19 protein-coding genes and 1 pseudogene are annotated in these 24,911 nt (G+C 70.9%); 7 read left to right on the top strand and 13 right to left on the bottom strand.

The genetic code is table 11. The features are described from left to right. Window positions 1-2: 2 nt before the first annotated feature. Together OG782_RS04540 and OG782_RS04535 are read right to left on the bottom strand one after the other, a co-directional pair. The gene (locus OG782_RS04540; RefSeq protein ID WP_406448097.1) at window positions 3-1,688 is read right to left on the bottom strand and encodes a DUF885 domain-containing protein; all 1,686 of its coding nucleotides are present in this window, start codon (window positions 1,686-1,688) and stop codon (window positions 3-5) included. A gap of 38 nt (window positions 1,689-1,726) precedes the next feature. Then, window positions 1,727-2,248, bottom strand: a complete 522-nt coding sequence (locus tag OG782_RS04535) for an Lrp/AsnC family transcriptional regulator (RefSeq protein WP_406448096.1) — start codon at window positions 2,246-2,248, stop codon at window positions 1,727-1,729. Between the two features lie 59 nt (window positions 2,249-2,307). Between OG782_RS04535 and OG782_RS04530 the strand changes: the two genes are divergently transcribed. After that, complete coding sequence (locus OG782_RS04530) at window positions 2,308-3,552, top strand: trans-sulfuration enzyme family protein (RefSeq protein ID WP_406448095.1); 1,245 nt, start codon at window positions 2,308-2,310, stop codon at window positions 3,550-3,552. Here the strand turns inward: OG782_RS04530 and OG782_RS04525 are convergent. From OG782_RS04525 to OG782_RS04510, 4 genes are all read right to left on the bottom strand, one after another. Next, window positions 3,488-4,939, bottom strand: a complete 1,452-nt coding sequence (locus tag OG782_RS04525; RefSeq protein ID WP_406448094.1) for a GNAT family N-acetyltransferase — start codon at window positions 4,937-4,939, stop codon at window positions 3,488-3,490. The genes OG782_RS04530 and OG782_RS04525 overlap by 65 nt on opposite strands. Before the next feature lie 191 nt (window positions 4,940-5,130). Beyond that, on the bottom strand, window positions 5,131-7,797 hold the full coding sequence (locus OG782_RS04520; protein ID WP_406448093.1) for a DUF6493 family protein: 2,667 nt from the start codon (window positions 7,795-7,797) through the stop codon (window positions 5,131-5,133). Further along, window positions 7,794-9,167 carry an SWIM zinc finger family protein gene (locus tag OG782_RS04515; protein ID WP_406448092.1) on the bottom strand — a complete coding sequence of 458 codons (1,374 nt, stop codon included), beginning with the start codon at window positions 9,165-9,167 and terminating at the stop codon, window positions 7,794-7,796. Before OG782_RS04515 ends, OG782_RS04520 begins: the two co-directional genes overlap by 4 nt. Before the next feature lie 82 nt (window positions 9,168-9,249). Then, complete coding sequence (locus tag OG782_RS04510) at window positions 9,250-10,707, bottom strand: PLP-dependent aminotransferase family protein (RefSeq protein WP_406448091.1); 1,458 nt, start codon at window positions 10,705-10,707, stop codon at window positions 9,250-9,252. On the opposite strand from OG782_RS04510, the pseudogene OG782_RS04505 reads away from it, so the two are divergent. Further along, a pseudogene (locus tag OG782_RS04505) lies at window positions 10,614-11,603 on the top strand (DMT family transporter); the annotation flags it as partial. The gene OG782_RS04510 and the pseudogene OG782_RS04505 sit on opposite strands and share 94 nt — an antisense overlap. Window positions 11,604-11,660: 57 nt before the next feature. On the opposite strand, the gene OG782_RS04500 reads toward OG782_RS04505, so the two are convergent. Next, window positions 11,661-12,491 (bottom strand): alpha/beta fold hydrolase, encoded by an 831-nt coding sequence (locus tag OG782_RS04500; RefSeq protein WP_406448090.1) that lies wholly within the window; start codon window positions 12,489-12,491, stop codon window positions 11,661-11,663. A 158-nt stretch (window positions 12,492-12,649) separates the two neighbouring features. Here OG782_RS04500 and sigJ point away from each other — a divergent pair, with 158 nt between their 5' ends. Together sigJ and OG782_RS04490 are read left to right on the top strand one after the other, a co-directional pair. Further along, window positions 12,650-13,534: an RNA polymerase sigma factor SigJ gene (gene sigJ, locus OG782_RS04495; RefSeq protein WP_406448089.1), complete on the top strand. Its 885-nt coding sequence runs from the start codon at window positions 12,650-12,652 to the stop codon at window positions 13,532-13,534. A 292-nt stretch (window positions 13,535-13,826) separates the two neighbouring features. Then, window positions 13,827-14,591: a GntR family transcriptional regulator gene (locus OG782_RS04490; RefSeq protein WP_406448088.1), complete on the top strand. Its 765-nt coding sequence runs from the start codon at window positions 13,827-13,829 to the stop codon at window positions 14,589-14,591. Window positions 14,592-14,727: 136 nt separating this feature from the next. Here OG782_RS04490 and OG782_RS04485 read toward each other — a convergent pair whose 3' ends face one another. The 3 genes from OG782_RS04485 to OG782_RS04475 all read right to left on the bottom strand — a co-directional run bounded on the left by OG782_RS04485 (window position 14,728) and on the right by OG782_RS04475 (window position 17,812). After that, window positions 14,728-15,885: an ROK family protein gene (locus OG782_RS04485; RefSeq protein ID WP_406448087.1), complete on the bottom strand. Its 1,158-nt coding sequence runs from the start codon at window positions 15,883-15,885 to the stop codon at window positions 14,728-14,730. A 99-nt stretch (window positions 15,886-15,984) separates the two neighbouring features. After that, window positions 15,985-16,635 (bottom strand): response regulator, encoded by a 651-nt coding sequence (locus OG782_RS04480; RefSeq protein WP_406448086.1) that lies wholly within the window; start codon window positions 16,633-16,635, stop codon window positions 15,985-15,987. A gap of 4 nt (window positions 16,636-16,639) precedes the next feature. Further along, complete coding sequence (locus OG782_RS04475) at window positions 16,640-17,812, bottom strand: sensor histidine kinase (protein ID WP_406448085.1); 1,173 nt, start codon at window positions 17,810-17,812, stop codon at window positions 16,640-16,642. A gap of 107 nt (window positions 17,813-17,919) precedes the next feature. On the opposite strand from OG782_RS04475, the gene OG782_RS04470 reads away from it, so the two are divergent. The 3 genes from OG782_RS04470 to OG782_RS04460 all read left to right on the top strand — a co-directional run bounded on the left by OG782_RS04470 (window position 17,920) and on the right by OG782_RS04460 (window position 20,261). After that, on the top strand, window positions 17,920-18,858 hold the full coding sequence (locus OG782_RS04470; RefSeq protein WP_406448084.1) for an ATP-binding cassette domain-containing protein: 939 nt from the start codon (window positions 17,920-17,922) through the stop codon (window positions 18,856-18,858). 2 nt (window positions 18,859-18,860) lie between these two features. Beyond that, entirely contained in the window at window positions 18,861-19,598 is a 738-nt protein-coding gene (locus OG782_RS04465) for an ABC transporter permease (RefSeq protein WP_406448083.1), read from the top strand. A 225-nt stretch (window positions 19,599-19,823) separates the two neighbouring features. Continuing rightward, entirely contained in the window at window positions 19,824-20,261 is a 438-nt protein-coding gene (locus OG782_RS04460; RefSeq protein WP_406448082.1) for a hypothetical protein, read from the top strand. 396 nt (window positions 20,262-20,657) lie between these two features. Here OG782_RS04460 and purB read toward each other — a convergent pair whose 3' ends face one another. The 3 genes from purB to OG782_RS04445 all read right to left on the bottom strand — a co-directional run bounded on the left by purB (window position 20,658) and on the right by OG782_RS04445 (window position 24,746). After that, window positions 20,658-22,100, bottom strand: a complete 1,443-nt coding sequence (gene purB, locus OG782_RS04455; RefSeq protein ID WP_406448081.1) for an adenylosuccinate lyase — start codon at window positions 22,098-22,100, stop codon at window positions 20,658-20,660. A gap of 436 nt (window positions 22,101-22,536) precedes the next feature. Beyond that, window positions 22,537-23,562 (bottom strand): NlpC/P60 family protein, encoded by a 1,026-nt coding sequence (locus OG782_RS04450; RefSeq protein ID WP_406448080.1) that lies wholly within the window; start codon window positions 23,560-23,562, stop codon window positions 22,537-22,539. 341 nt (window positions 23,563-23,903) lie between these two features. Beyond that, on the bottom strand, window positions 23,904-24,746 hold the full coding sequence (locus OG782_RS04445) for an SGNH/GDSL hydrolase family protein (RefSeq protein ID WP_406448079.1): 843 nt from the start codon (window positions 24,744-24,746) through the stop codon (window positions 23,904-23,906). Window positions 24,747-24,911 lie beyond the last annotated feature (165 nt).

Genomic DNA, 24,911 nt, shown 5'->3' with positions numbered 1-24,911 from the left:
CGTCAGAGCTTCGACAGCTCGTCGACCAGGTCGTCCAGACCCAGCGGCCCCTGGGACAGGGCAGCCATGTGCCAGGCCTTCAGATCGAAGGCATCGCCGTGCGCCGCGCGGGCGTTCTCCCGGCCGAGCAGCCAGGCACGCTCGCCCAGCTTGTAGCCGATGGCCTGGCCCGGCATCGAGAGGTAGCGGGTCAGCTCGCTCTCCACGAAGTCGGCGGGCCGGCCGCTGTGGTTGCCGAAGAACTCCTGGGCCAGCTCGGGCGTCCACCGCTCACCGGGGTGGAACGGCGAATCTGCGGGGATCTCCAGCTCCACGTGCATGCCGATGTCCACGATCACCCGGCAGGCGCGCATCATCTGCGCGTCCAGGTAGCCCAGACGGCGCTCTGCGTCGGGCAGGAACCCCAGTTCGTCCATCAGGCGCTCCGCGTACAGGGCCCAGCCCTCGGCGTTGGCGCTGACGATGCCGACGGACGCCTGGTAGCGCGAGAGGCTCTTGGCGACGTGCACCCACTGCGCGAGCTGCAGATGGTGGCCGGGAACGCCCTCGTGATACCAGGTGGAGACCAGGTCGTACACCGGGAACCGGGTCTCGCCCATGGTCGGCAGCCAGGTACGGCCGGGGCGGGAGAAGTCCTCGGACGGGCCCGTGTAGTACGGAGCCGCCGCGCCGCCGGGAGGGGCGATCCGGGACTCCACCCGGCGGACCCGCTCCGCCAGTTCGAAGTGCGTGCCGTCGAGGGCCTCGATCGCCTCGTCCATCAGCCCCTGCAGCCATGCCTGGACCTCGTCGACCCCCTCGATGTGCTTGCCGTGCACATCGAGATGGGCCAGCGCCTCCCAGGGGCCGGCGCCGGGCAGCACCTTCTCGGCCTCGGTCCGCATCTCGGCGAGCAGCCGGTGGTACTCCGACCAGCCGTACGCGTATGCCTCGTCGAGGTCCAGGTCGGTGCCGTTGAAGAAGCGCGACCAGCGGGCGTACCGTTCACGGCCCACGGTGTCCGGCGCGCCCTCGATCGCCGGGGCGTACACCTCGCGCATCCACTGGCGCAGTTCCTCCAGCGCCCCGGTGGCCTGCGCGGCCGCGGCGTCCAGGCCCGAGCGCAGAGCATCCGGACCGGCGGCGGCGAACTCCTGGAAGAACCCCGGCGCACCGTCCCCGATCCACTCGTCGAGCTGACCGATGAACGTGGCGGTGGCGCGCGGACTGCCGTACAGCTTGCGCTCCAGTCCGAGGGCGAGGGACTCGCGGTAGCCGGCCAGCGCGGCCGGAACGGCCTGCAGCCGCTCGACGACCGCCGCCCAGTCCTCGTCCGTCTCCGTGGGCGTCACCGTGAACACTTCACGGACCATATGGGCGGGGGAATGCAGGTTGGATACGGCACGCAGCGCCTCATCGGCTTCATGGACCGCGAGTTCGGCCGTCAGCCGCTCACGCAGGAGACGACCGCAACGGCGCTCCGCGTCATCGGCCGCGCCGGGCAGCCGCTCCGCGAGGTCGAGCCGGGCCAGAGTGGCGCGGGCCAGGCCGGCCAGGGCATCCTGCCCCGCGGGGGAGAAGTCGGGAAGGCGGCGCGAGCTTTCCGCGACACCCAGGTAGGTGCCGGAGATCGGGTCGAGGTCGATGAAGGCGTCGACGTAGGCGTCGGCGACCTGTCGGGGCAGCGCGCTGCTGGAAGAGTCTGACATGTGGACATCCTCGTACGCGGAGGGCCTCCGCGTCACCATCAACAGGCCCCCTGGGCCCGGCCCGGGACCTGCTGTCCCTCCGTGCGGGCGGACGGCGGCAGCAGCGGGCCGCACTCCCACTGCTGGAATATCAACCGCGTCTCCACCCGGGCCACTTCGCGCCGTGAGGTGAACTCGTCCAGCACCAGCCGCTGCAGATCGGCGGTATCGGCCACGGCGACGTGGACCAGATAGTCGTCGGGACCGGTCAGATGGAACAGGGCGCGGGACTCCGGCAGCGACCTGATCCGCTCGACGAACGGGCCGATGAGCTCCCGGCGGTGCGGCCGCACCTGCACGGAGAGCAGCGCCTCGAGGCCGCGGCCCAGCTTGGCGGGGTCCAGGCGCAGCTGATGGCCGAGCACGACGCCGGTGCGGCGCAGCCTGGTCACACGGTCCAGGCAGGTCGACGGAGCGACGCCGACCTCGGCCGCGAGCTCCCGGTACGTGGTCCGGGCGTCGTTCTGCAACAGCCGCAGAATGTGCAGATCCACCGTGTCCAGAGCGACAGAATCGGTCATCTGCCGAACGTAGCACGGGCTTTTGAACGCCCGGCCCGGTGGCTGTTCAGAGTGTGAACATGGACACCGAATCCCCGATGGCGCCCTCGACGACACCCCCGTCCCGGGCGCTGGCCACAGAAGCCGTGCACGCCGGACGCGACGACCTCGCTGCTCTCGGCCTGCACGCCCCGCCGATCGATCTGTCCACCACCTACCCCTCGTACGATTCGCGGGCCGAGGCGGAACGGATCGACACCTTTGCCGCCACCGGCGCCCGCCTCGACGGGCCGCCCGTCTACGCACGGCTCGACAACCCGACCACCGCCCGCTTCGAAACGGCCCTGGCCCGGCTCGAAGGGACCGCGAGCGCCGTGGCGTTCGCCAGCGGAATGGCGGCGTTGACCGCGGTCCTGCTGGTCCGCGCGAGCATGGGGCTGCGCCATGTGGTGGCCGTGCGCCCGCTCTACGGCTGCAGCGACCACCTGCTGGGCGCCGGGCTGCTCGGCACCGAGGTGACCTGGACGGATCCGGCGGGCATCGCCGAGGCGATCCGCCCCGACACCGGCCTGGTGATCGTCGAGACGCCCGCCAACCCGACCCTCGCCGAGGTGGACATCAGGGCGGTCGCGCACTCCTGCGGCTCGGTGCCGTTGCTGGTCGACAACACCTTCGCCACGCCGGTACTCCAGCGTCCCGTCGAACACGGGGCACGGATCGTGCTGCACAGCGCGACGAAGTACCTCGGCGGTCACGGGGACGTGATGGGCGGAGTCGTCGCCTGCGACGAGGAGTTCGCCGCCCGGCTGCGCCAGGTGCGCTTCGCCACCGGCGGTGTCCTGCACCCGATGGCCGGGTATCTGCTGCTGCGGGGCCTTGCCACGCTTCCGGTGCGCGTCCGGGCCGCGTCCGCTAGCGCCGCGGAACTCGCCCGCCGGCTCTCCGCCGACCCCCGGATCGCCCGCGTCCACTACCCGGAACTGGGCGGCGCGATGGTCTCGTTCGAGGTCTACGGGGACCCGCACCGGGTGATCGCCGCAGTACGGCTCATCACACCCGCGGTCAGTCTCGGCAGTGTCGACTCACTGATCCAGCACCCGGCCTCCATCAGCCACCGCATTGTGGATGAGGGAGACCGGCAGGCTTCGGGCGTCGGTGACCGGCTGCTGCGCATGTCGGTCGGGCTGGAGGACGTCGAGGACCTCTGGGCCGACCTGTGTCAGGCGCTGAGCAGCGAGGAGCCCGTACGGCGGCGTGCGGTCAGCGCCCCGCCTGCTCGTACGGGGGCAGGGACCGAACCTGCGCCACGTCCAGCCGGGCGGTGATCACCAGCGTGCCTTCCTCGATCTGGTAGTCGAGCGGCAGCGAGAGCGCGCGCATGGCGGCCACCATGCCGGTGTTGGAAGCCTGGGTGACGGCGTAGACGCTCTCGCAGCCGGCCTCGACGGCGAGCGCCACCAGGCGGGCCAGGAGCTCGGAGCCGATTCCGCGGCGCTGCCAGTCGTCCTCGACGAGCAGGGCGACCTCCGTCTCGTCGCCGTCCCAGAGCAGATGTCCGAGGGCGACCAGCCGTCCCGAGGCAGTCTGAACGGCCAGGGTGCGGCCGAAGCGCGGGCTCAGCAGGTGGTCGAGGTAGCGGTCGGCGTCGCGGACGGGGCCGTGGTAGCGCAGCCGCAGGGTCTGTTCCGAGCAGCGGTCGTGCATGGCGCGGGCTGCGACGAGGTCGTCGCGGTCCGCCCGGCGCACGGTGATCTCGTTGCCCTCGGGCAGAGTGAGCACGTGCGCACTGCGCGGGACGCGGGGCCCGAGCCGGGCGTCGAGCTCGACCAGGGCACGCGCCCTGGCGAACTCGGTGGGCGTGAACGGGAGATAGGGACGTTCCACGGTGATGACGCCGCCCGACGGGTCGCGCAGCCGCATCACCGTCTCCTCGAGCACCCCTTCGACGGGCGCGGTCTCCCCGGTGGCGCGTCCGGTGATCGAGACGGCGGGCAGAGAGTGGATCGTGCACCGCCCGAGCAACTGCCGCAGTGCGAGGGGGAGTTCCGCAGCGTCCAGTGCGGTCCGGGTGGCGAGTCCGAGCACCCGGGTCGGGGCGTCGACCAGATCGTGGGCGTCGGCCCGCTCGATCCAGGTGGAGCTGCCGCCCGCTGCGGAGACCGCCCGGGTCAGCTGCCGGGCCGGCAGTGTGACGGGGGCCCGCAGGAGGAACTCGTCGACGGTGCCGTCCGCCAGCGGGTGCGTCTGGAGCGTGAGGATGTCGATCCGGTGTTGGGCCAGCACGATGCAGAGGGCTGCCAGACTGCCGGGAGCGTCCCGCACGGTGGTACGCATCCGCCACAGCACCGTCTCGCCGGCCGGTGCACCCGACGCCGGTGCGCCCTCTGCCGAAGCCGATGCACCCTCTGCCGAAGCCGGCGCACCCTCCGTCGAAGCCGGGGCGTCGACGGAGCCGTCCACGCCGGGCAGTCCGTCCGATTCCGGCGGAGGTGCGTGGCTGTGGCGCCGCGCCCACCAGGTGTGGAACGCGGCGGTCGCGGCCAGCGCCACCGCCGAGGCGACGAGCAGGTACGGTCCGTCCGGCTGGTGTCCGATCAGGTTGGCGATCGCGTCGGCGACCGCGACCGCGGTGAACAGGGCGGCAAGTTCGATCAGGTCCCGCCGCCAGTGGTGCGGGCGGCGGGCACTCTTCGCGGATGTCACATCAGTCATGGATCCACTGTGACCGAGCGGTGTTGCCTGATCACGAACGCCTTGTGACCGATGGGTTAAGTGTGGATCTACGCCTCTATCGTCCATTTTTGGCCAGTTGGCAAGGCATTTTTGAGTGAGCGGAACCGGGCTCTCCACCCCTGGTGAGCGGAACCAGGTTCTCCACCCGGGGTGAGCGGCGCCCGGTCCCTTCACCTCTCCGTCTGTCCGATGGCGGCTTCCAGCCGTGCGGCCTGCCGCACCAGCTCCGTCGCCCCTCCGCGCGCGGCGGTCGCGGCGAGGCCTGCTATCGGACCGGTCTTCGGCGGACCGCAGCGCTCCGTGCATTCCGCAGCCACGGCGAGCAGATCACTCAGCCCCCGAGGTGCCTTTTCACGGGCCAGCAGCGATGGCAGCAGCGGGGCCAGCACGGACAGCACGGTCCGGTACGCGCCGGTGGCGGCGGCGGTACGGGCGGAGTCGGCCAGCCGGCTGGGCTTCACGAGGTCCCGGTCGATGAGTACGCCCAGCTCGCCGGCCAGGAGCTCGGCATCGAGCCGGCCCTGGGCGGCCAGGACCAGTTGAGCGTCCACCGCAGACAGCCGGTCCTGCGGATATCGGGCCCCGAGCCCGTACGCCAGCGAGAGATGAATGGCCCGGCCGGCAGGCCCGCCGGTCTCGACGAGCGCGGGCAGGGACCATGACCCGGCGCGCTGGTCCTCGACACACGAAGCGAGGGAGGGCAGCAGCCAGGCCGCGAGCGTCTCGCCGTCCTCGGGCAGGGTGGCGATCCACTGCGCGGAACCGGCGCCCCAGTGGTGGCACTGCTGCTGCCCAGGGGTGTGCGGGCGTCCGAGCCAGCGGAAGGCGCGCGGGAACTCCCGCTGGATGACCAGGCGCTCCTTCGTGTCCAGCAGGATCCGCCGCACCCCCGTCGCCGGCCGTGGCATCCACCCCGTGGCGGCGGGTGCCTCGTATTCCACGTGTCGGTGGAGCACCGGTGCCACCGGCTCGTCAGCCCGGATCCAGGCCGCCAGCCGGTCGCCCTGCGCGGTGCCGAGCCGTTCGGCCTGTGCCGCAGCCTCGTGCCCGCCGGTGCGCCGGACCCGGAGCAGGGCCTGAGCGAAGTCGGCGGGCCCCGGCGCGACGTCGAGATCTCGGTAGCCGCGCAGCCGCTCGACCAGCTCCAACGGGTCGATGGCGCCGGTGTGCCAGGTGGGGGTTGCCAACAGGAAGGGCAGCCTCCCGGAACGCATCTCGGCAGCCGCTTCCCACAGCCGTGCATACATCACCCCGTCGAGGGCCGCGTGGACGCACGTGCCCGTCGCAGTCCAGCGGGCCTGCCCGTCATGAATGGTCCGCGGCGAGACCTGGCCCAGGAGGGACGCCGTGACGACGTGCAGGCCGGCGGGGTTCCTGGTGAACCGCCGGTCGATGTCGTCCTGCCGGCCGGCCTCGGCAGCCCACCACTGGCCGGCGATCGCCGGGCGCAGGGCATCGGCCAGAGCGGACCGGCCGGTGTGCGCGCATCGGACGAGTCCGTCCAGAGCACGCTCGAAGTCGGTGACCTCGCCCGGCCCGGACCGCAGCAGGGCCACCACCTCCTCGACGAGTCCGGGTGGGTCCGTCGAAGCCGGTGCGAGCCTGCGAGGGGCGGGCGCCGGGGGCAGGATCTCCTCGTGGGCGTCGACGGCCGGTCCGTCGGCCGGCAGCTCGCCGAACACCGCCTGCGCTGCCGAACGGTGCACGGGACCCAACTGGGACGTCATGCCCGCGAGCTCCTCCCGTACATCCGGCCCCGCGGCGGCAAGATGGCGGGCGACGAGCTTCAACGCCCGCTCCTGGATGCCGATGTCCGGGTGCCCGAAGGCCTCGGCGACCACGGGCAGCAACTCCCCGGCCGCCGACGGGTCCCGGCGCAGCACCTTTCCCAGCAGCACCAGCTGGGAGCGCACCAGCTTCTTCTCCGTACGGAAGAGCACCGGTCCGGAGACGTCGGCCAGTTGCTGCGGGGAGATCTCGCCCCGCCCGTCCAGCCGGGTGAGCACGTCCTGCGCGTATCCCGCGACCGTCGAAGGGCCGTCCGCCGCCATGGCGATCCAGTCGGCGATCCGCGCGCTCTCCTCCTGTGCGGTGGGCTCGAGGCCGTGGAGCACCAGCAGGCAGAAACGCAGATCGGCCGTTCTCCCGCCACGGAGCAGGCGGGTGACACAGCTGTCCAGGAGGGCGTCCCGGTCCAGCAGGCCCTCTGCGGCGAGGGTGGTCAGTGCGGTCGGCCAGTTGTCGGCGACGTGCCGGGTATCGACCCAGGTCACCGCCGGAGGGAGTTCCGGCATGTCCAGGAGGTGCGGCGCCAGCACATCGAGGTGTGGCTCCGCACGCAGAAGACCGGCCAGCGGCTGCCGCGGCCCGGACTGCCATCGCGCGCTGCTGACCCGCTCGACCCAGCCCCGGACCATGCCGTCGGATGTGGGCAGCGCGCAGTTCGCCCTCCGCGCCAATTCGCGGACGAACCGGAACTCCGCCTCGGACTCCACAGCGCGGGCGGCCAGTCGCCGGGCGAGATCGGCAAGCCAGACCGGGTCGCGGTCGGCAAGAACGCGCAGCAGCCACGACTGCGGTGCATGCACCCAGTCGCGCATCTCCCGGGCACCGATCCACGTCGCACAGCCCGCTGCCCCGGTGTGGCAGCCCGCACCGGCCACCAGCACGGCCTTGCGGACCCTGGTGCGCTCTCCCCAAGCCCAGGTCCGTGCCTCCTTGCGGAGGGCCTTCAGCTCCACCAGTGCCAGCCGGCGTTCGGCACGGTCCAGCGGGGCCAGCAGGGCGGGGACGTCGTCGAGGCGGCCTTCGCGCACCGCAGCGAGCAGTTCGTTCATCGCGTGCCTCCGCTGACCGCTGCGCCCCGGCGGACCATCCGGACGGCCAGCGCGTGTTTGCACGGGCCGCGCCGGCCCCGGTAGTCCGCCCACCACTGGCAGGTACAGCTCAGCGCGCCGGACTTCTCACGGACCTGGTAGCGGCGGTCGCCCGAGCTCACCGCGGCAAGGTCGCCGTCGAGGACGACCGCGCCCTCGCGGGCCAGCTGTCGCGCGGCCACCAGGCGCGGGTTGTGCCGCTCGGCCCGGTCCGCGTCGTAAGGCAGTTCGCGGTGGAAGTAGGCCGCGTCCGCGAGGTCGTACCCCACCCGGCCCGCCGTCCCCAGCCGGGTGAGCGCGGCCCGTACCCGTCCCACCGCAAGGCCCGACTGCTCCGCCAGATCCGCGGGTTCGATCCGGGGCTCCCAGGCCAGCAGGACGGAGATGAGCTCGGCGTCGGCTGCGGCCTCGTCGGTGGCGAGCGCCTCGAGCACCCCGCCCTCACCGGAGAAGCCGCGTGAGACATCGGGGGAGAGTGTCAGTGTGAGCCGCATTCCCGGCAGCACCACCTCCCAGGCACTCGCGCCGGCGGCGCCGTCGGCCACCGGCCCGTACACCCGCAACGCGGTCGCGTGCCGAAGGACGCGCTGCAGTGTGACCAGCCGCTGCGGCCCCGGCAGACAGACAGCGCCCGACACCGGACGTGTGGTCGGCCGCAGCGTCCGGCCGGCGGGAACCATCCACTGGACGCCGCGCGAGGCGTGGCCGGATGAGCGAGGCAGCGACCGCAGGAACCGGACGGCCTCCGCCGCCGGGAGCTCGGCGCGCAGATCGAAGGCGGCGGATGCCACCTGTGCCTCGGCGAACCCCCGCAGCCAACGGTCCGGCAGCGGCACCTTCTTCTCCACGACGGAGCCGCTCGTCGTGGTGACCGCCATCTCCTGCGGACCCACTCGAAGATGCAGCGGATCATCGCCCGCCATCCGCGAAAGTGCTTCCCGCAGAGGATTGTTCACATCCACATTCGTGGTGCCGTGCCCCGTCCGCGTACCTTCCAGGCCCTCCTCGAGCACATCGAGGCGGGCGTAGACCCCGCAGCATCCGGAGAACGACTCAAACCGCAGCCGGTCGCCGTTGCCCGTCACCACCGGGTCGAGCGAGGCCCGCGCTGCCGGCTGGTAATAGCGCGTGGCTGCCACGTCCGCCACGGCCAGCAGTCCGCGCGACGCGATCTGCGGCGAGGCGAGAAAGCCGTCGAAGAACCGCGGATGGGGTTCCGCGCCACGCGGCGTGAGGCCGCCTGCTGTCTCCAGGCCCAGCAACTGGCCTGCCTGCGAGGGCTCCAGAGCGGACGGACGTGAGTAGGCGAGTGCCAGCACGGATCGGGTCATGGAAAAACCGTAGAACCCACCACTGACAATCGGCTCCGGGCCGCGAAGTGAATACCCGGCCCCCACCCACGGCGGCTCCGGTTCAGCGGGGGCCCTGCCGGGCCTCGGCAAGCCGTTGCACACCCCGGGCGATGTCCGCGGGAGCCAGGTGCGCATAGCCGAGCACCAGGCTCACCGAACGGTCAGCGGACCGCGCGGCACCGCAGTCGCTCAGCGGACGCAGGGCGATCCCCGCAGCGGCTGCACCGGATATGAACCCGGCCTCGGGCCCGTACCGTTCGGGCAGCCGGGCGATGATGTGGAGCCCCGCCGCGATGCCGCTCACCTCGGTGCCGGGGAAGTGTTCCGCAAGAGCCCGGGTCAGGACGTCGCGCCGTTCCCGGTAGGCGCGCTGGCAGCGCCGCAACTGACGGTCGTAGCCGCCGCCCGCGACGAAGTCGGCCAGTACGGCTTGGTCGACGGCCGGATTGCCGAGATCCATCGTCCGCTTGCGGTCGACGAGTTCGTCCGTCATCGACGCCGGCGCGATCAGCCAGCCCAGCCGCAGACCTGGCGCCAGGGACTTGCTCACCGAGCCGGTGTACGCGACTCGCTCCGGGTCGAGGCCCTGCAGGGCGCCGACGGGCGCGCGGTCGTAACGGAAGTCGCCGTCGTAGTCGTCCTCCATGATCACCCCGTCCGTCTCCCGCGCCCAGTCCAGGAGCCGGCTGCGACGGGCGGCCGAGTAAGCGATTCCGGTGGGGAACTGGTGCGCCGGGGTCGTCACAACGGCGCGGACCGCCGAGCGCACCAGCGGTTCGACGGCCAGCCCCTCCGCGTCGAGCGGCAGCCGGACCGTACGGAGACCCGTCGACGCGAACAGTGAGGCGTGCTCGGGGCTCCCCGGATCCTCGACACCGACGGTGTGCATCCCGCGTCCGCGCAGTACGAAACCGAGCAGCGTCGTCGCCTGTGCCACCCCTGAACAGACCAGCAGGCGCTCGGGGTCGGCCACCACGCCGCGGCGCCTCGTGAGCAGGGCGGCCAGGGCGGTGCGCAGCTCGGGCAGGCCGCGCGGATCCGGATAGCCCAGGGCGCTGTGCGGCAGCCGGCCGAGTACCGAACGGTGGGCGGCTGCCCACGCGCTGCGCGGGAAGAGCGAGAGATCCGGGGTGCCGGGCCGGAAGTCGACGAAAGTGCCCGGGGCGCGCGGGGCGAGATCGCGGGCACCGCCGGCCGCCGCTCGCGCCGAACCGCTCACCCATGTTCCCGCGCCGCGTCCGCTGCGCAGATAGCTCTCGGCGGTCAGCTGCTCGTAGGCCTCGGTGACCAGGCCGCGCGAGACACCGAGATCGGCGGCGAGTTCACGGCTGGACGGCAGCCGGGTCCCCGCCGCCAGGCGGCCGGCGCGGACCGCTTCGCGCAGCGCCGACTGCAGGGCGCGACCGCGTCCCCGGGCCGGAGCCGATGCCGCGGGGAGCAGCAGCTCCCAGGCCGCGGAGACGGATTCCTGGGCGCCGCGGCCCCTGTTGGCTGCTGGATTGGTCCCCGAAGACGTCATGGATGTGGACCTTAATCCGGGCCGCCGGGCTGCCTAGCGTCGGTGCCATGAACGTGACCTATCTGCGCGGAGCACTTCTCTCCGCTCTCGCCTGCGTCCTCGTGGGTGCCTCCTTCACCGCCAACAGCGTCCTCGGCGACTATCCGTACGCCGGCGGCCAGGCGCTGCGCTACGCACTGGCCGCGCTGCTCCTGCTGCCCCTGCTGCGCCGGACCGGGGAGCCCTCGGCCTGCGCCACGCTGCGCACGCTCAGCGGTCGGCAGTGGGTGCGTCTCGCCCTGCTCGCGGCTGTCGGCATGGTCGGCTTCAATCTGGCGGTCCTGGCTGCCGAACGATCTGCGGAGCCCGCGGTTCCGGGGGTGTTCGTCGGATGCGCGCCGATCCTGGTCGCGGTGCTCGTGCCGCTGCTGGAGGGGCGCCGGCCCGCACGTGCGGTGCTGTACGCCGCCGCGCTCGTCGCAGCGGGCGCGTTCACCGTTCAGGGCTGGGGACGGACCGACGCGGCGGGCATCCTGTGTTCCGTCGGCGCGCTCGCTGGCGAGGTGGGGTTCGCCGTCATCGCCGTACCGGTACTGCGTCCGCTGGGTCCGAAACTGCTGTCCGCGACGGTCTGTGTGATCGCCGCCGTGGAGGCGGCCGTGCTGGGGGTGCTGTTCGACGGCGGCGGGTTCCTGCGTGTGCCGACCGCCGGTGAGACGGCGGCGCTGCTCTGGCAGGCCGCCGTGGTCACCGTTGTCGGATTCGTCTGCTGGTACATGGGCATGCAGCGCATCGGCGCCGAGCGCGCCACGCTCTTCTCCGGACTCATTCCGGTCTCCGCCGCGCTCACGGCACCGCTGGCCGGGACCGGTTCGTACGGTCTCGCCCAGGCGGCAGGAAGCTGCCTGGTCGGGCTCGGTGTGGCGATCGGGTCGGGGCTCCTGCGGCGGCGGGGCGGGGAGGCGGGGGCCGCCTCATCTGCTGGTATCGAGAATCACCCGGGCCACGAGAGCCGGATCGTCGTTCATGGGGACGTGCCCGCAGCCGGGCAGCCGGACCAGCCGGGCTCCAGGGACGGTGTGCTTGGCCCGGATCCCCTGACGCCGCAGGAGCAACCGGTCGCGGCCGCCCCAGGCGATGGTCACCGGTAGTCCCGGCACATCGTCGGTGAACAGGACGTCGCGTCCGGCGGTCAGTGTCTGACGGAAGCCGGTCGCCCGGCGAAGGGCCAGGGTCTCGGAGGCCGCGGCCTGCGGCGAACGGCGGCCGGGGCGGGCGTAGATGGTGCTGGTCAGTACCGTGCGGCCGGCCGCGGTGCGGGACAGCCGTTCTATGAGAGGCACCGGCATCGACTCCGCGGCCAGCCGCATCGCGCGCAGGGCTGCGAACGCGTAGACCCGCTCCCGCTCGCTCCAGAACCCTGCGGGAGAGAGCGCGGTGACCGAGCGTGCGAGTTTCTCGCGCCCCAGCTCCAGGGCCAGCAGTCCGCCGAGTGAGTTCCCCGCCACATGGGGGCGGTCCAGCCCCAGTTCCTCGCAGAACGTCCCGAGCAGCGGCGCCACGGACGTCAGGTCGTACGGAACTCCGTCGGGCAGTTGCGGTGAGGCGCCGAAACCGGGCAGGTCGATGGCGATGACGTCCCGTTCCACCGCCAGGATCGGCAGGACGGGGTCCCAGGCCTGGCGATGGTGACCGATGCCGTGGAGCAGCAGCAACGGCTCCCCGGAACCGGTGCGCTCATACGCCACGGACACGGTCCGCGGTCCTCGGGGTGACTCGACGCCGAACGAGATGGTGCTGGCCATGGGGTGCTCCCGGGTGCTCCGTATTCGGCACGAAGAGACCGTGCCCGCAAGCGGCTTAGACATTCCGTCAACAACAATTACCGTCAGGTAGCTTCCAGTTCAAGGGGGCCGGGCGGCGTGAACTGGACACCACGCGCAGGGGCCGCTGGGATGGGAGGGTGACCACCGACACCGAGACCGACGTCTTCGAAGAGAACCGGCCCGTACTCACCGGGGTCGCCTATCGCATGCTCGGCCGGATCGCCGACGCCGAGGATGTGGTGCAGGAGGCCTGGCTCCGCTGGTCGGCCGACGCCCGGGAGGATGTGCGCGAGCCGCGGGCGTTCCTGGTGAGGATCGTCACCCGGCTCGCCGTCGACCGGCTGCGTCAGTTGCGGACGCGGCGCGAGGCCTATGTCGGGCCGTGGCTGCCGGAGCCCCTCGTCACCGGATTCGGGCCCGGCGTGCCCGACACTGCGGAGCAGGCCGTGCTCGCCGACTCCGTGTCCGTCGCGGTGCTGGTCGTGCTCGAATCACTGTCCCCACTGGAGCGGGCGGTCTTCGTCCTGCGGGAGGCCTTCGGCTTTCCGTACGGTGAGATCGCCGCGACGCTCGACAGGTCGGAGGCTGCCGTACGCCAGCTTTCGGGGCGGGCGCGGCGCCATGTCGAGGAGCGCAAGCCGCGCTACGACGTCGACCCCGCCCGGCGCCGTGATCTCACGGAGCGCTTTCTCGCCGCGGCTGCGGGGGGCGACATCGAAGACCTGCTCGTGCTGCTCGCGGCGGACGTGCGGCTCGTCGGGGACAGCGGCGGGAAATCCAAGGCGCCCCTGCGGATTCTGGAGAGCGCGGACAAGGTCGGCCGCTTCCTCTTCGCCGTCGCCCACGGCCCGGTGCCGGATCAGGAGATCCGGTTCCTGGAGCTGAACGGTGGTCCGGCGGCGCTGGTCCTCTCCGGCGGAAGGCCCGATTCCGTCATTCAGCTGGAGGTGCTGGACGGAGTCGTTCAGTGTGTGTACGTCATCCGAAATCCTGACAAACTCATACAATTTATCGGCAGATAGGTGGCAGCCGCCGAACGGCCGCTTCTCGCGGCGAACCCGCCTCCGGTCGATCCCGCCGAGTGATTCCCACAGCCCCACGGACCTGCCCGGACGTGGGGCTTTGTGCTGCGCGAGCACCGCCGGTCCGCGAACGTCCTGTGAACGCTCTGCGGCAGACCCCCGATTCACAGCGTTACCGACGGAGGATTGGTCTTGACCAAGGGGGTGAGCCGTCCTATGGTCTCAACGTTAAGACAGGAACCTTTAATAAATAACGTCGCGGAAAAGCCGCTGGGCGATTGCGGAGGACAGGGTGGGGACCACGCAGCTGGAATCGGTTCAGGAGCCGAAGTACTGGCACCTCAAGACCGTGCTCAGTGAGGCACTCGACTCGGACTTTGCGGTGGGGGAGATCCTTCCCAACGAGCGCGAGCTCGCCGCCCGGTTCGGCGTCGCCCGGGCCACGCTCCGACAGGCCCTGGAACAGCTCGAACTCGAAGGCAGGCTGCAGCGCCGTCGGGGCGTCGGGACCACGGTCGCGCCGCCGCGCGTGGGCGTCGCGGTCTCCACCGCCCAGCACGACTGGACCGGAGGCGGTGCGGGCGAGGCCTGGCAGTCGGCCGACTGCCGGACCGCTGCCGCACCGGCCGCCGTCGCCGGGATGCTCGACGTGGGCACGGACGAGCCCGTTCACATCGTGCGCCGGATCCGTCTGACCCACGGGCAGGCCGTCGCGGCGGAGCTGCTGTACGTGCCGTCGTCCTCGGTACCGGAGCTGTCGGCCATAGACGCCCCGTCCGGCGCCGCCCGGGCCCGGAGCGTGGTGCGTGAACTGCACCGGCTGGGGCTCGACGGCCAGGACCGCTCGGTCGAGCTCGGCTCCGCGCGCGCGGACGACGCCAAGGAGCTCGACCGGCTCCCCGGCGCCCCGGTCCTCGTCGTCACCACCCGCTACCTCGCCGCCGGCGGGACCGCGGCCGTCTCCGTCGCCACGTACCGGGCGGACACCTGCCGGCTCACCTTCGGCGACTCGGGCGACCTGGAGATCAGCCACGACCAGGAACGCCAGGCATCCTGACCGGGTAAACACGCCCAAGGCCTCGACCGGGGCCAGGCGCACCGACCGGGTTGGGACACCCAAGGGCGTGCACCGCCGGTCAGGCACCCTGACCGGGTGAAGGCGCCCAAGGCTTGCACCGCACGGCCCGTCGCACTCAGCGGCGGGCCGTCACCGTTCCCTCCACGGCGAAGAGCTGCTCCTCGACGTGATCGAGCGCCAGACGCAGGGCACCGGTGGCCACCGCTGCCTCGCCGAGCAGCGACAGCGTCACCCGCGGCGGACGCAGGCAGTATCGGGCCAGCTCACCGCGGAGCGGGTCCAGGACCCCGTCCAGTCCCGCCGCCCAGCCCCCGATCACCACCAGCTCGGGATCGAGTGCCAGCACCAGTGCCGCGACATCGTGGACCAAACGCTGAATGAACCGTTCGACGGCCGCCTGCGCCTGCTCGTCGCCGTGCCGCGCCTTCGCGAACACGGCTGCCACCGCATGCTCGTCCAACGGATCGAGCGGTGTGTCCGTCGTCGACAGCAACCGCTCCGGTGTCACGTCACGGCCGAGCAGATGCAGCGCACCGATCTCGCCCGCTGCGCCGCCGAAACCGCGATGCAGCCGCCCGCCGATGAGGGAACCCGCTCCCGGGCTCAGCCCCGCCAGCACGAACACGATGTCGTCGGATTCCGTGGCCGCGCCCTTCCAGTGCTCGGCGACGGCGGCGGCGTTCGCATCGTTCTCCACGAGCACGGGGCAGCGGAAGGAACGCCGCAGCCGCTCACCGAGGGCCAGACCCGTCCAGTCCGGCAGCGCGGTGCCCAGCCGGACCGTGCCGTCGGCCTCCACGATGCCCGGACTGCCCACCCCGACCGCTCGCAGACTGCTGCGGGCCACGCCGGTCCGGCGAAGGACATCGGCCACCACGGTCCGCACCTTGTCGAGGCGGTCGTCGGCGCAGGCGGTCTCCGACACCTCACGGGAGCCGGCGCCGATGATCCGGCCGTCCAGCCCCGACAGCAGGGCCGAGACCCTGTGCGGACCGATCTCGACGCCGAGGAGATGCCCGGCCTCGGCGCGGAACCGGAACCGGCGGGCCGGACGTCCCTGACGTCGTGCCTCGGCACCGTCGGGCGCCGACTCGACGACCAGTCCCGCCTCGAAGAGACCCTCCATGACGCCCTCGACCGTCGGACGGGACAGACCGGTGATCCGGGTCAGGTCCGTGAGGGTCGGGGAATCGGCGCCCCTGAGGGCATGCAGTACCACCGCGGAATTGATCCGACGCAACAGCGACGGGTCCCCACCGGTCAGCCGGCCCACGGTGTTTCCTCCCAGCTCGTGCGCATGTCACGCGGATCGTACTCGCTGCACAGGGGCTGAGCGACCGTGGGCCGCCGGGCCGCCCGGGAAGGCCCGGAATCAGCTCGGAGCGACGAATCCGGACTCATAGGCGGCGATCACCGCCTGGGTACGGTCCCGTGCACCCAACTTCGCCAGCACGGCGCTGACATGGGTCTTCACGGTCTCGACACCCACCATGAGTCTGGCGGCGATCTCGGCATTGGACAGGCCCCGTGCCATCAGCCGCAGCACCGCGGATTCGCGCTCGGTGAGCGAGGCCCGGTCCATGGCCTGCCGCGCCTTGCTCGTACCGTACTCGGCGGCGAGCTGCCGCACCGCCGCCGGGAACAGCAGGGACTCGCCCTCCGCCACCAACCGCACCGCGTGCACGATCTCCGCCGGCCGGGCCCGCTTGAGAAGAAAGCCGTCGGCCCCCGCGCGCAGCGCCTCGTAGACATACTCATCGTTCTCGAACGTCGTCACCACCAGGATCTTCGGCGGATCCGGAACCGTGCGCAGCACTACCCGGGTGGCCTCTATGCCGTCCATCAGCGGCATGCGGACATCCATCGCCACCACATCCGGGCGCAGCTGACGCACCAGAGGGATCACGGCGGCACCGTCGCCCGCCTCACCCACCACTTCGATATCGGGCTGGGCCTCCAGGACCGCACGCAGTCCCGCGCGGACCAGGGGCTCGTCGTCGACCAGAAGAACGGTAACCGGCATCCGCTCAGCGTATGCCGTGCAGCGGGAGGCTCGCGTGCACCATCCATTCCCCCCTGTACGGGCCCGTCTTGGCATTTCCGCCCAGTAGAGCGGCTCGCTCGCGGATGCCCCGCAGTCCGCTGCCGCCCCCCGGCGTACCGGCCGACCCTGTGAGCGGGTTGGTCACCTCCAGCTCCAGCCGGTTGTCCGCGACGCGGATGCGCACTCGGACGGGGACGGACCCCGAGTGCCGCAGGACATTGGTGAGGGACTCCTGAAGGATGCGGTACCCCTCGCGGGAGACGGGTCCCGGAACCTGCTCCAGAGGCCCGGACATCTCGGCGTCGACCTCGGCCCCGGACCCCCGCGCCGAATCCAGCAATCGGTCCGCCTCGCTCAGCGACGGACGCTGTCCCGGAGCGGGACCGGACTCGCGCAGCACCCGCAGCACCCGCTCCAGATCGTCCAGGGCGTCACGACCGGTCTCCTCGATCGCCACCAGTGCCCGCTCGGTGAACTCCGGGTCGTGTGCCGTCCTGGCCGCACCCGCCTGAACGACCGCGACTGTCAGAGCGTGTCCGATCGAATCGTGCAGTTCGCGCGCGATCCGGTTGCGTTCGAGGAGCTGCTCGGTACGCGCCTCCAGCGCGGTCAGCCGCTGGACCGGTGTCGGCCCGAGCAGCCATCGCGCGGCGGCGGTGATCAGCTCCCCGCTGCTCACGACGATGGCGAGCAGCATCACCAGGGGAACAGGGGCGAGGACCGCGGCCCACCAGTGCGTGCCCAGCCCGGCGGCAAACCACTCGTCGCTCGGCTGCGAACCGGAGGCGGAGCGGACGAGGTCGACCGAAGTGGCCGCCAGCCACACCGTCGCCATACCGGTCAGCCCGGAAGCCACCAGCCGCACCTCCAGCCAGAGCGCGGTGCGCCATCGCTCACGCCATGAGGTGGCAGGGGCTGCCGAAACGCTCGCCTCGGGATCGCCGCGCTCCGCGGGTGTGAGGAGCAGCTGTGCCTGGATTCCCTCGGCGAGGCGCATGCCCGGTATCAGCCCCACCAGCGCGGCCAGGACGACGGGCACCCACGGGGTGTCCGTCGAGATGAACAGCCACACGCTCACGACGGCGCCCGGCAGGAGCAGATGCAGCCACCGGGTATAGGTGACCGCTGCGGTCAGTGGATGGAGGAGTCCGAACATGGGCCCATCGTGCCAGCGCGCTCGGCGCAGCGGCTCCCCCGAGCGGGGGAGGCGGTCCACACCGGCGGGGGAGGACCGGCACCGGCCGCGGCGGCGACGCTGAGGACATGACCAGCATCCATGTCAACGAGCTCACCAAGGACTACGGCGCGACCCGCGCCGTGGACCACCTCACGTTTCGGGTGCGGCCGGGCCGGGTCACCGGCTTCCTCGGACCCAACGGCGCGGGAAAATCCACGACCATGCGACTGGTCCTCGGCCTCGACCGGCCCACGAGCGGCACAGCAACGATCGGCGGGCAGCCGTACACGGCTCTGAAGGACCCGCTGCGCAGGGTCGGGGCGCTGCTCGATCCTCAGGCGGCCCACGGGGCGCGAACGGCCCGAAACCATCTGCTGGCTCTCGCCGCGAGCAACGGCATCGGTGGCGACCGGGTCGAGGACGTACTGGAGGAAGCGGGACTGGGGCAGGTGGCCGGCCGCCGGATCAAGACGTTCTCTCTCGGCATGCGCCAGCGGCTCGGCATAGCGGCGGCAATGCTCGGTGACCCGGAGGTCGTCATGCTGGACGAGCCGTCGAACGGGCTGGATCCCGAGGGCATCGTCTGGATCCGGGAGCTGATGAAGCGGCTCGCCCGCGAGGGCCGCACGGTGCTGGTCTCCAGCCACCTGATGAACGAGACGTCCTCGTTCGCCGACCACCTGATCGTCCTCGGGCAGGGACGATTGCTCGTCGATCTTCCGATGCAGGAATTCCTGGACTCCCGAGGCCGGCCACGGGTGCGGCTGCGTACGAGCGAACCCACCCGGCTCGGTGAGGTCCTCAGCCGCCAGGGGTACCGGGCTGTGGAGGGCGAGGACGGGCGCTGGACCGTCGAAGGTGTGAAGGCGGGGACGATCGGCGCGGTGGCCGCCGACGAGAGTATTCCGCTGCTTGAACTCATCGACGAGCAGGTCACATTGGAACAGGCCTATCTGGATCTCACCGCCGGCGCGGCTGAATTCGCGTCCGCCGGTCCTTCTACCGTCATCCGTCAGGTGGCCTGAGCATGTCGACCACCGCAGTTCTGCGCTCCGAATGGATCAAGATCAGATCGGTGCGGTCCGCGACCGGATCCCTGGCGGCGGTCTTCCTCGCCACCCTCGCGGTCACGGTCCTCACCTTCGCCACCGTCGGCCAGGCCGAGGCGGACAACGCGGACGCCGAACTCGTCTTCGGCGCCTTTTACGCACTGAACTTCGGTCAGATCGCGGCCATCGCCTTCGGCGCGACAGCGATCTCGTCCGAGTATCTCAACGGCGCGCTGCGTATATCGCTCGCCGCCGTTCCGCGGCGCACTCTCTTCTACACGGTCAAGATGTCACTCGTCGGGGGAGCCGCCCTCGCGGTCGGGTTCGTCACCAGCTTCAGCGCGTTCCTGGTGGGCCAGCTGTTCATGGGGGAGTACGCGATCGGGCTCGGGGAACCCGGAGCCCTGCGGGCGGCGTTCGGAGGAGGGATATACCTGGCCCTGATGACGCTCTTCGCAGCCGGGCTGACGGTCCTGCTGCGCAGCGCAGTTGCCGTCCTCAGCCTGCTCATCCCCTTCATCCTGATCGTGTCGTTCGTCGTCGGGGACATCGCCGGTGGCGCGGCGGCCTATCTGCCTGACCGGGCCGGTCAGTTGGTCCTGCATCAATACCCGGAGGGCAGTCTCGGGCCTTGGGAGGGACTGGCCGTCACCGCGGCGTGGACCGGTGCGGCATTGCTGGCCGGATGGTGGGCGCTGAGGCGCCGGGACGCCTGACGGGAGCGCCGCCCGACAGGCTTACGGCCAGGCGGAGGGCGTGGCGAGGCGGAGGGCATGACGAGGCAGACGGCATGGCGAGGCGGGGGCATGGCGGTGTCACGCGCATGACCGGGATGAGGTGAAGGTGCGGGGAGCGCTGGAACGCGGGAGCGTTGTGGCGGAAAACAGATCAAATCGCACCGAGGGGGCTCGGTTGTCAGTGCTGGACGGTTTACTGACGGCATGACCACCGCACATCACCTCCGCCTCATCGACGGGATGCGCACCCGAGATTTTCCCGTGGAACGTGTCCGATCGGGCTCGGGAGTCAGCGGGCCCGGGTATCACACGGCATCCCTGCACGCGGATGACGATCACTGGGACGACGACGAGGCGGGGCGGCTGGAGTACCGCGCTCAGTGTCTCGCGGAGCACGAGGCGCTGGTCACTCTGCTCGGTGCGCGCTGGGGGGAGCCGCAGATGATCAGCCTGTGGACTGCCCAGGAGCGGATGATGTCCGGCGAGGAGATACCCGACCCTTGGGCCGAGACCGTTGCGGGATGCGAGTACCTCCGTCTCTGGCGCACCGGGGAGCGCTGGATCGCCCTGGCGCTCTACCTGGAGAAGGAGGGCCCAGGGTGCGAGCTGAGCGTGGTGGTGACGGAGATCGATCCGCCGTGAGGTCCGGGTGCGCGTGAGGAGGGTTCCCGGCTTCCGGGCGCAAGTCCCGCATGGTGCGGTTCGACCGCGCCGGCGATCAAACGGGGGCTTTGCCGGTCGGTGCGAGTGTGGAGCACGGACGGAGGACCATGAGCGAACCTTCCCAGGTCGCCGCATGGCAAAGGGGAACCGGCCGGCCTCGAGAAAAGGGCGAAACGTCATCGGAACGGGCGCCTTGACGCACCCTCTGCGCCAACTCGGCGGCGGCGCGCGACCCGGCAGCGCGACGGACGCACTCGGCAGGATCCGTCCCGGCCACAGCATACGAAGGCCGCCCGTGACCACATCGGGAACAATGCGGTCGCGGGCGGCCTGGGGCTCTTCGGGTGTGGTGTCACCGGCGGGTGGCCACAGCCGTCAGAGGATGGAGCCCGGCGCGTATGCGGCAGCCTGCGGGTGCTGCTTGGTGATCTCCTCGATCCGGGTGACGAGCGCGGTGACCTGGTCGCCCGCCGCACCCGTGAAGGAGAGCTTGTCGGCCATCAGCTCGTCCAGCTGCGCGCGGTCCAGCGGGATGCGCTCGTCGGCTGCCAGCTTGTCCAGCAGTTCGTTGCGCTCCGTGCCCTGCTCACGCATGGCGAGAGCGGAAGCGACGGCGTTCTCCTTGATCGCCTCGTGGGCGACCTCCCGGCCGACGCCCGCGCGCACCGCGCCCATCAGAACCTTGGTCGTGGCGAGGAACGGCAGGTAGCGGTCGAGCTCACGGGCGACGACGGCAGGGAAGGCGCCGAACTCGTCGAGCACCGTCAGGAAGGTCTCCACCAGCCCGTCGAACGCGAAGAAGGCGTCGGGCAGTGCCACCCGGCGGACAACGGAGCAGGAGACGTCGCCCTCGTTCCACTGGTCGCCCGCCAGCTCTCCGGTCATCGACGCGTAGCCGCGCAGGATCACCATCAGGCCGTTGACGCGCTCGCAGGAGCGGGTGTTCATCTTGTGCGGCATTGCGGACGAGCCGACCTGGCCAGGCTTGAAGCCCTCGGTCACGAGCTCGTGGCCGGCCATCAGCCGGATGGTCTTGGCGACCGAGGAAGGCGCCGCGGCCAGCTGCACCAGTGCCGTCACCACGTCGTAGTCGAGCGACCGGGGGTACACCTGGCCGACCGAGGTGAAAGCCTGCGCGAAGCCGAGGTGGCCGGCGATGCGCTGTTCGAGGTCGGCGAGCTTTCCGGCGTCGCCGCCCAGCAGGTCGAGCATGTCCTGGGCGGTGCCGACGGGGCCCTTGATGCCACGCAGCGGATAGCGGTCCAGGAGGTCCTCGAGCCGCCCGTAGGCAACCAGCAGCTCGTCCGCAGCGGTCGCGAAGCGCTTGCCGAGTGTCGTGGCCTGCGCGGCGACGTTGTGCGACCGCCCGGCGACGACCAGCTCGCGGTACTCGCCGGCAAGGCTTCCGAGCCGGGCCAGGACGGCCACGGTGCGGTCGCGCATCAGTTCCAGGGACAGCCGGATCTGAAGCTGCTCCACGTTCTCGGTGAGGTCCCGGGAGGTCATGCCCTTGTGGACCTGCTCGTGGCCTGCGAGGGCGTTGAACTCCTCGATGCGGGCCTTGACGTCATGCCGGGTGACCTTTTCGCGCTCGGCGATCGAGGCGAGGTCGACCTGGTCGAGAACACGCTCGTAGTCGGCGAGAGCGGCGTCGGGTACCTCGATCCCGAGGTCCTTCTGGGCGCGCAGCACCGCCAGCCACAGCTGACGTTCCAGCTTCACCTTCTGCTCGGGGGACCAGAGGACAGCCAGCTCCGTAGAGGCGTAGCGGCCGGCCAGGACATTGGGGATGCGAGGCTTCGCAGACACAGCAGTCACGTGTCCAGAGCTTACCTGTCGTCTTCAGTGCTCCTTGAGCGTCCACCCAGTCCAGGGCCACGACAGGGGCTTGCGGACCACCCTGCAACCACGGGTGCGAGGTGCGCGCGAGACGCGACGGAGTACCGGTCCGAAGATGTCGGCAGCGGTGCACCATCGGCGCGCATTCCATACTTCAGCATGTTCGAGCACGCAGAGTAGTGAGATGGTGACGGCGCGACCCGTGCGGCCGAGGCGCAGCACGCGGTAGCCGAACTCTCCGGCCGACAGGCCCTCCCCGCGCACATGCGGGAGCCTTGCAGCGGCAACCCGTCCCGGTCGGCGAGCCTGTGCAGGTCACTACGGGAACGTACGTCAAACCCCGCCGGTGACCAGTGGTCTCCGGCGGGGTTTGACTGTCAGTACGAGGTGCGGGAATTGCCTCGCGCCGGGGTGGTCAGATGCGCACCGCGGTCTGGTAGCTGCCGATGGTGCTCATCGACTCGTAGCGCACGTAGGCACCCGGGTAAGGGGCGTGCAGCACGGTGTTGTTGCCCGCGTAGAGGCCCACGTGCGAAGTGTTGTTGAAGAAGACCAGGTCGCCGGGCTTGAGCTGGCTGCGGGCGATCTGGGTGCCCTGGTTGATCTGGGTGTACGTGGTGCGCGTGATGTTGGCACCGGCCTGGGCGTAGGCCCACTGGGTCAGACCCGAGCAGTCGAAGGAGCCGGGGCCGGTGGCCGACCTCACGTACGGAAGGCCCTCGCGGGTGCTGGCGGCCTGCAGGGCGGCGGCGCCGAGGGCGGAGGCGGGGGCCTCGTTGCCGAGGTCGACCCGCTCACCGGCGGAGCGGCTGGCGCGCTGCTCGCTCTCGCGCATCTTTGTGCGCTCGGCGGCGGTGAGGGTGTTGAGCAGCTTCTGCGCCTCGGCGAGCTTGGTCTGCTGCTTCTGCTTCTTCTCGGCGAGTGTCTTGCGGACGTCGGCGAGGTCGCTCAGCTTGTCCTGGGCCTCCTTGCGCTCCTGCGCGAGGGCCCGCTGCTTCTCCTGGACCTTCGCCAGCGACTCGGCCTGCTTGCCCGTCAGCTGGTCGAGTGCGGAGGCCTGGTCGAGGAAGCTGTCCGGGTCCGAGGCGAGGAAGAGCTGCACGGAGGGGTCGATGCCTCCGGAGCGGTACTGCGCGGCGGCGAGGGAACCGAGGCCGGAGCGGAGGGTGTTGAGCTCCTGCTGACCGCGGGCCACCTTGTCCTGGATCGCGCCGATCTGCTTCTGGAGCTTCTCCTGCTTCTCCTTGGCCAGACTGTGCTGCTCGGTGGCCTCTTCCGCCTCGTGGTAGAGCTTGTCGACCTTTGTCTTGACCTCGCTCTTGGTCGGCTTGGGGTCGGCGTGCGCGGCCTGGGAGGTCAGGGCCACGGCTGCGGCGGCGGTCGCGGTGAGCACGGTCACGCGGGTGCGGCTCGGCTGCTTGGGACGACGGTGGGACGCCACGAAGGCGAGCTCCTTCTTCCTCGAGCCGCCTACCGGGCTATGGGGGGACGGGAATCCCCGGCTCCGTACACGTCACGGAATCGGCGGTTCCTTCGCTGTCACCCCGGATGGGCGATCAATCGCGCGAAGGTTCGAGGCCCGACCTTAGTGACCATCTTGTGATCAGTTCAAATCCCCACGGGAAAAGTCTTGTCACAGAGGGTATTTCTTTACCCACATCAAACGGCCTGTAGCCGCGACTTGACGGTCCGTTCCATTATTTCCGGCAAGTCGCAACAAGGCGCGCCAGACGTGTGAAAGCCGCTTCGGGCGCAAGGCGGGCGCAACGGGCCGGACTTGGACTACTCGCTTGCGTCCACCCGGCGCCACGCGGCCACGGGGGCCGGCGGGCCGGCATCCTCGGGGGTGACCCAGAAGGCCTGGCCCAGCTCGGCGTTGAACTGTGCTCCCGTACGTCCGTCACCCGACGAGCGTCCGGTCAGGCGCCGTCCGATCCAGGGGAACAGGTGCCGGCGGGCGAAGCGGACATCGTCGACGCGTCTGGTGGTCCAGCGCGGCGGAACGGAGGCGGGAAGCGGCGCCTGCCAGTCGCTCTCGGGCGGCAGGCCCAGTGTCTGCCAGACCGCCTCGGCCACCCTGCGGTGCCCTTCGGCGGTGAGGTGCAGCCGGTCGACGTCCCACATCCGCGGGTCGCCCAGTGCTGTCGCACCGTAGAGGTCGACGACGTCCGCACCGTGCCGGGCGGCCAGCTCGTCAACCAGGGAGAAGAGTTCCTCCATGCGCGGACGGAACCGTTCCATCACCGGCCCGTTGCGACCGGGGCTGCGCATCAGAACCAGCTTCTTGCACGACGGCGCGAGGCGTTCCACGGCCTCCTCCAGCCGTCCGCGCACCATGCCCATGTCGCATTTGGGGCGCAGGGTGTCATTGAGACCGCCGACCAGTGTCACCACGTCCGCCCGCATGGCCGCCGCCGCGTCCACCTGTTCGTCCACGATCTGGCTGATGAGCTTTCCGCGCACGGCGAGATTGGCGTACCGGAATCCGGGTGTGCGAGCCGCGAGCCGGGCGGCGAGGACATCGGCCCAGCCCCGGTACGAGCCGTCGGGCAGCTGGTCCGACATGCCCTCGGTGAACGAGTCGCCGACCGCGACAAAACTGGTGTAGGTGGCATTGATTTCCATGGCGATGCGATGGTATCGCGGTGCGTCGCAGTGCGCTCCGGCGCTTGCCGGAAGGAGAGCGGAGGAGGGCGGATGGAGGCCGGAAGGAGGCGGAAGGAAGGCGGGAGGGCCGGGCCCGAGCGCGGAACCCAGCCCCGGCCCTGTCCGGACCGGCCCCTTGCACCC

It is taken from the genome of Streptomyces sp. NBC_00876 (assembly GCF_045207435.1).
Classification (GTDB): Bacteria; Actinomycetota; Actinomycetes; order Streptomycetales; family Streptomycetaceae; genus Streptomyces.
The sequence above is the reverse complement of the archived record's forward strand: the minus strand, read 5'-3'. Positions and strand labels throughout refer to the sequence as shown.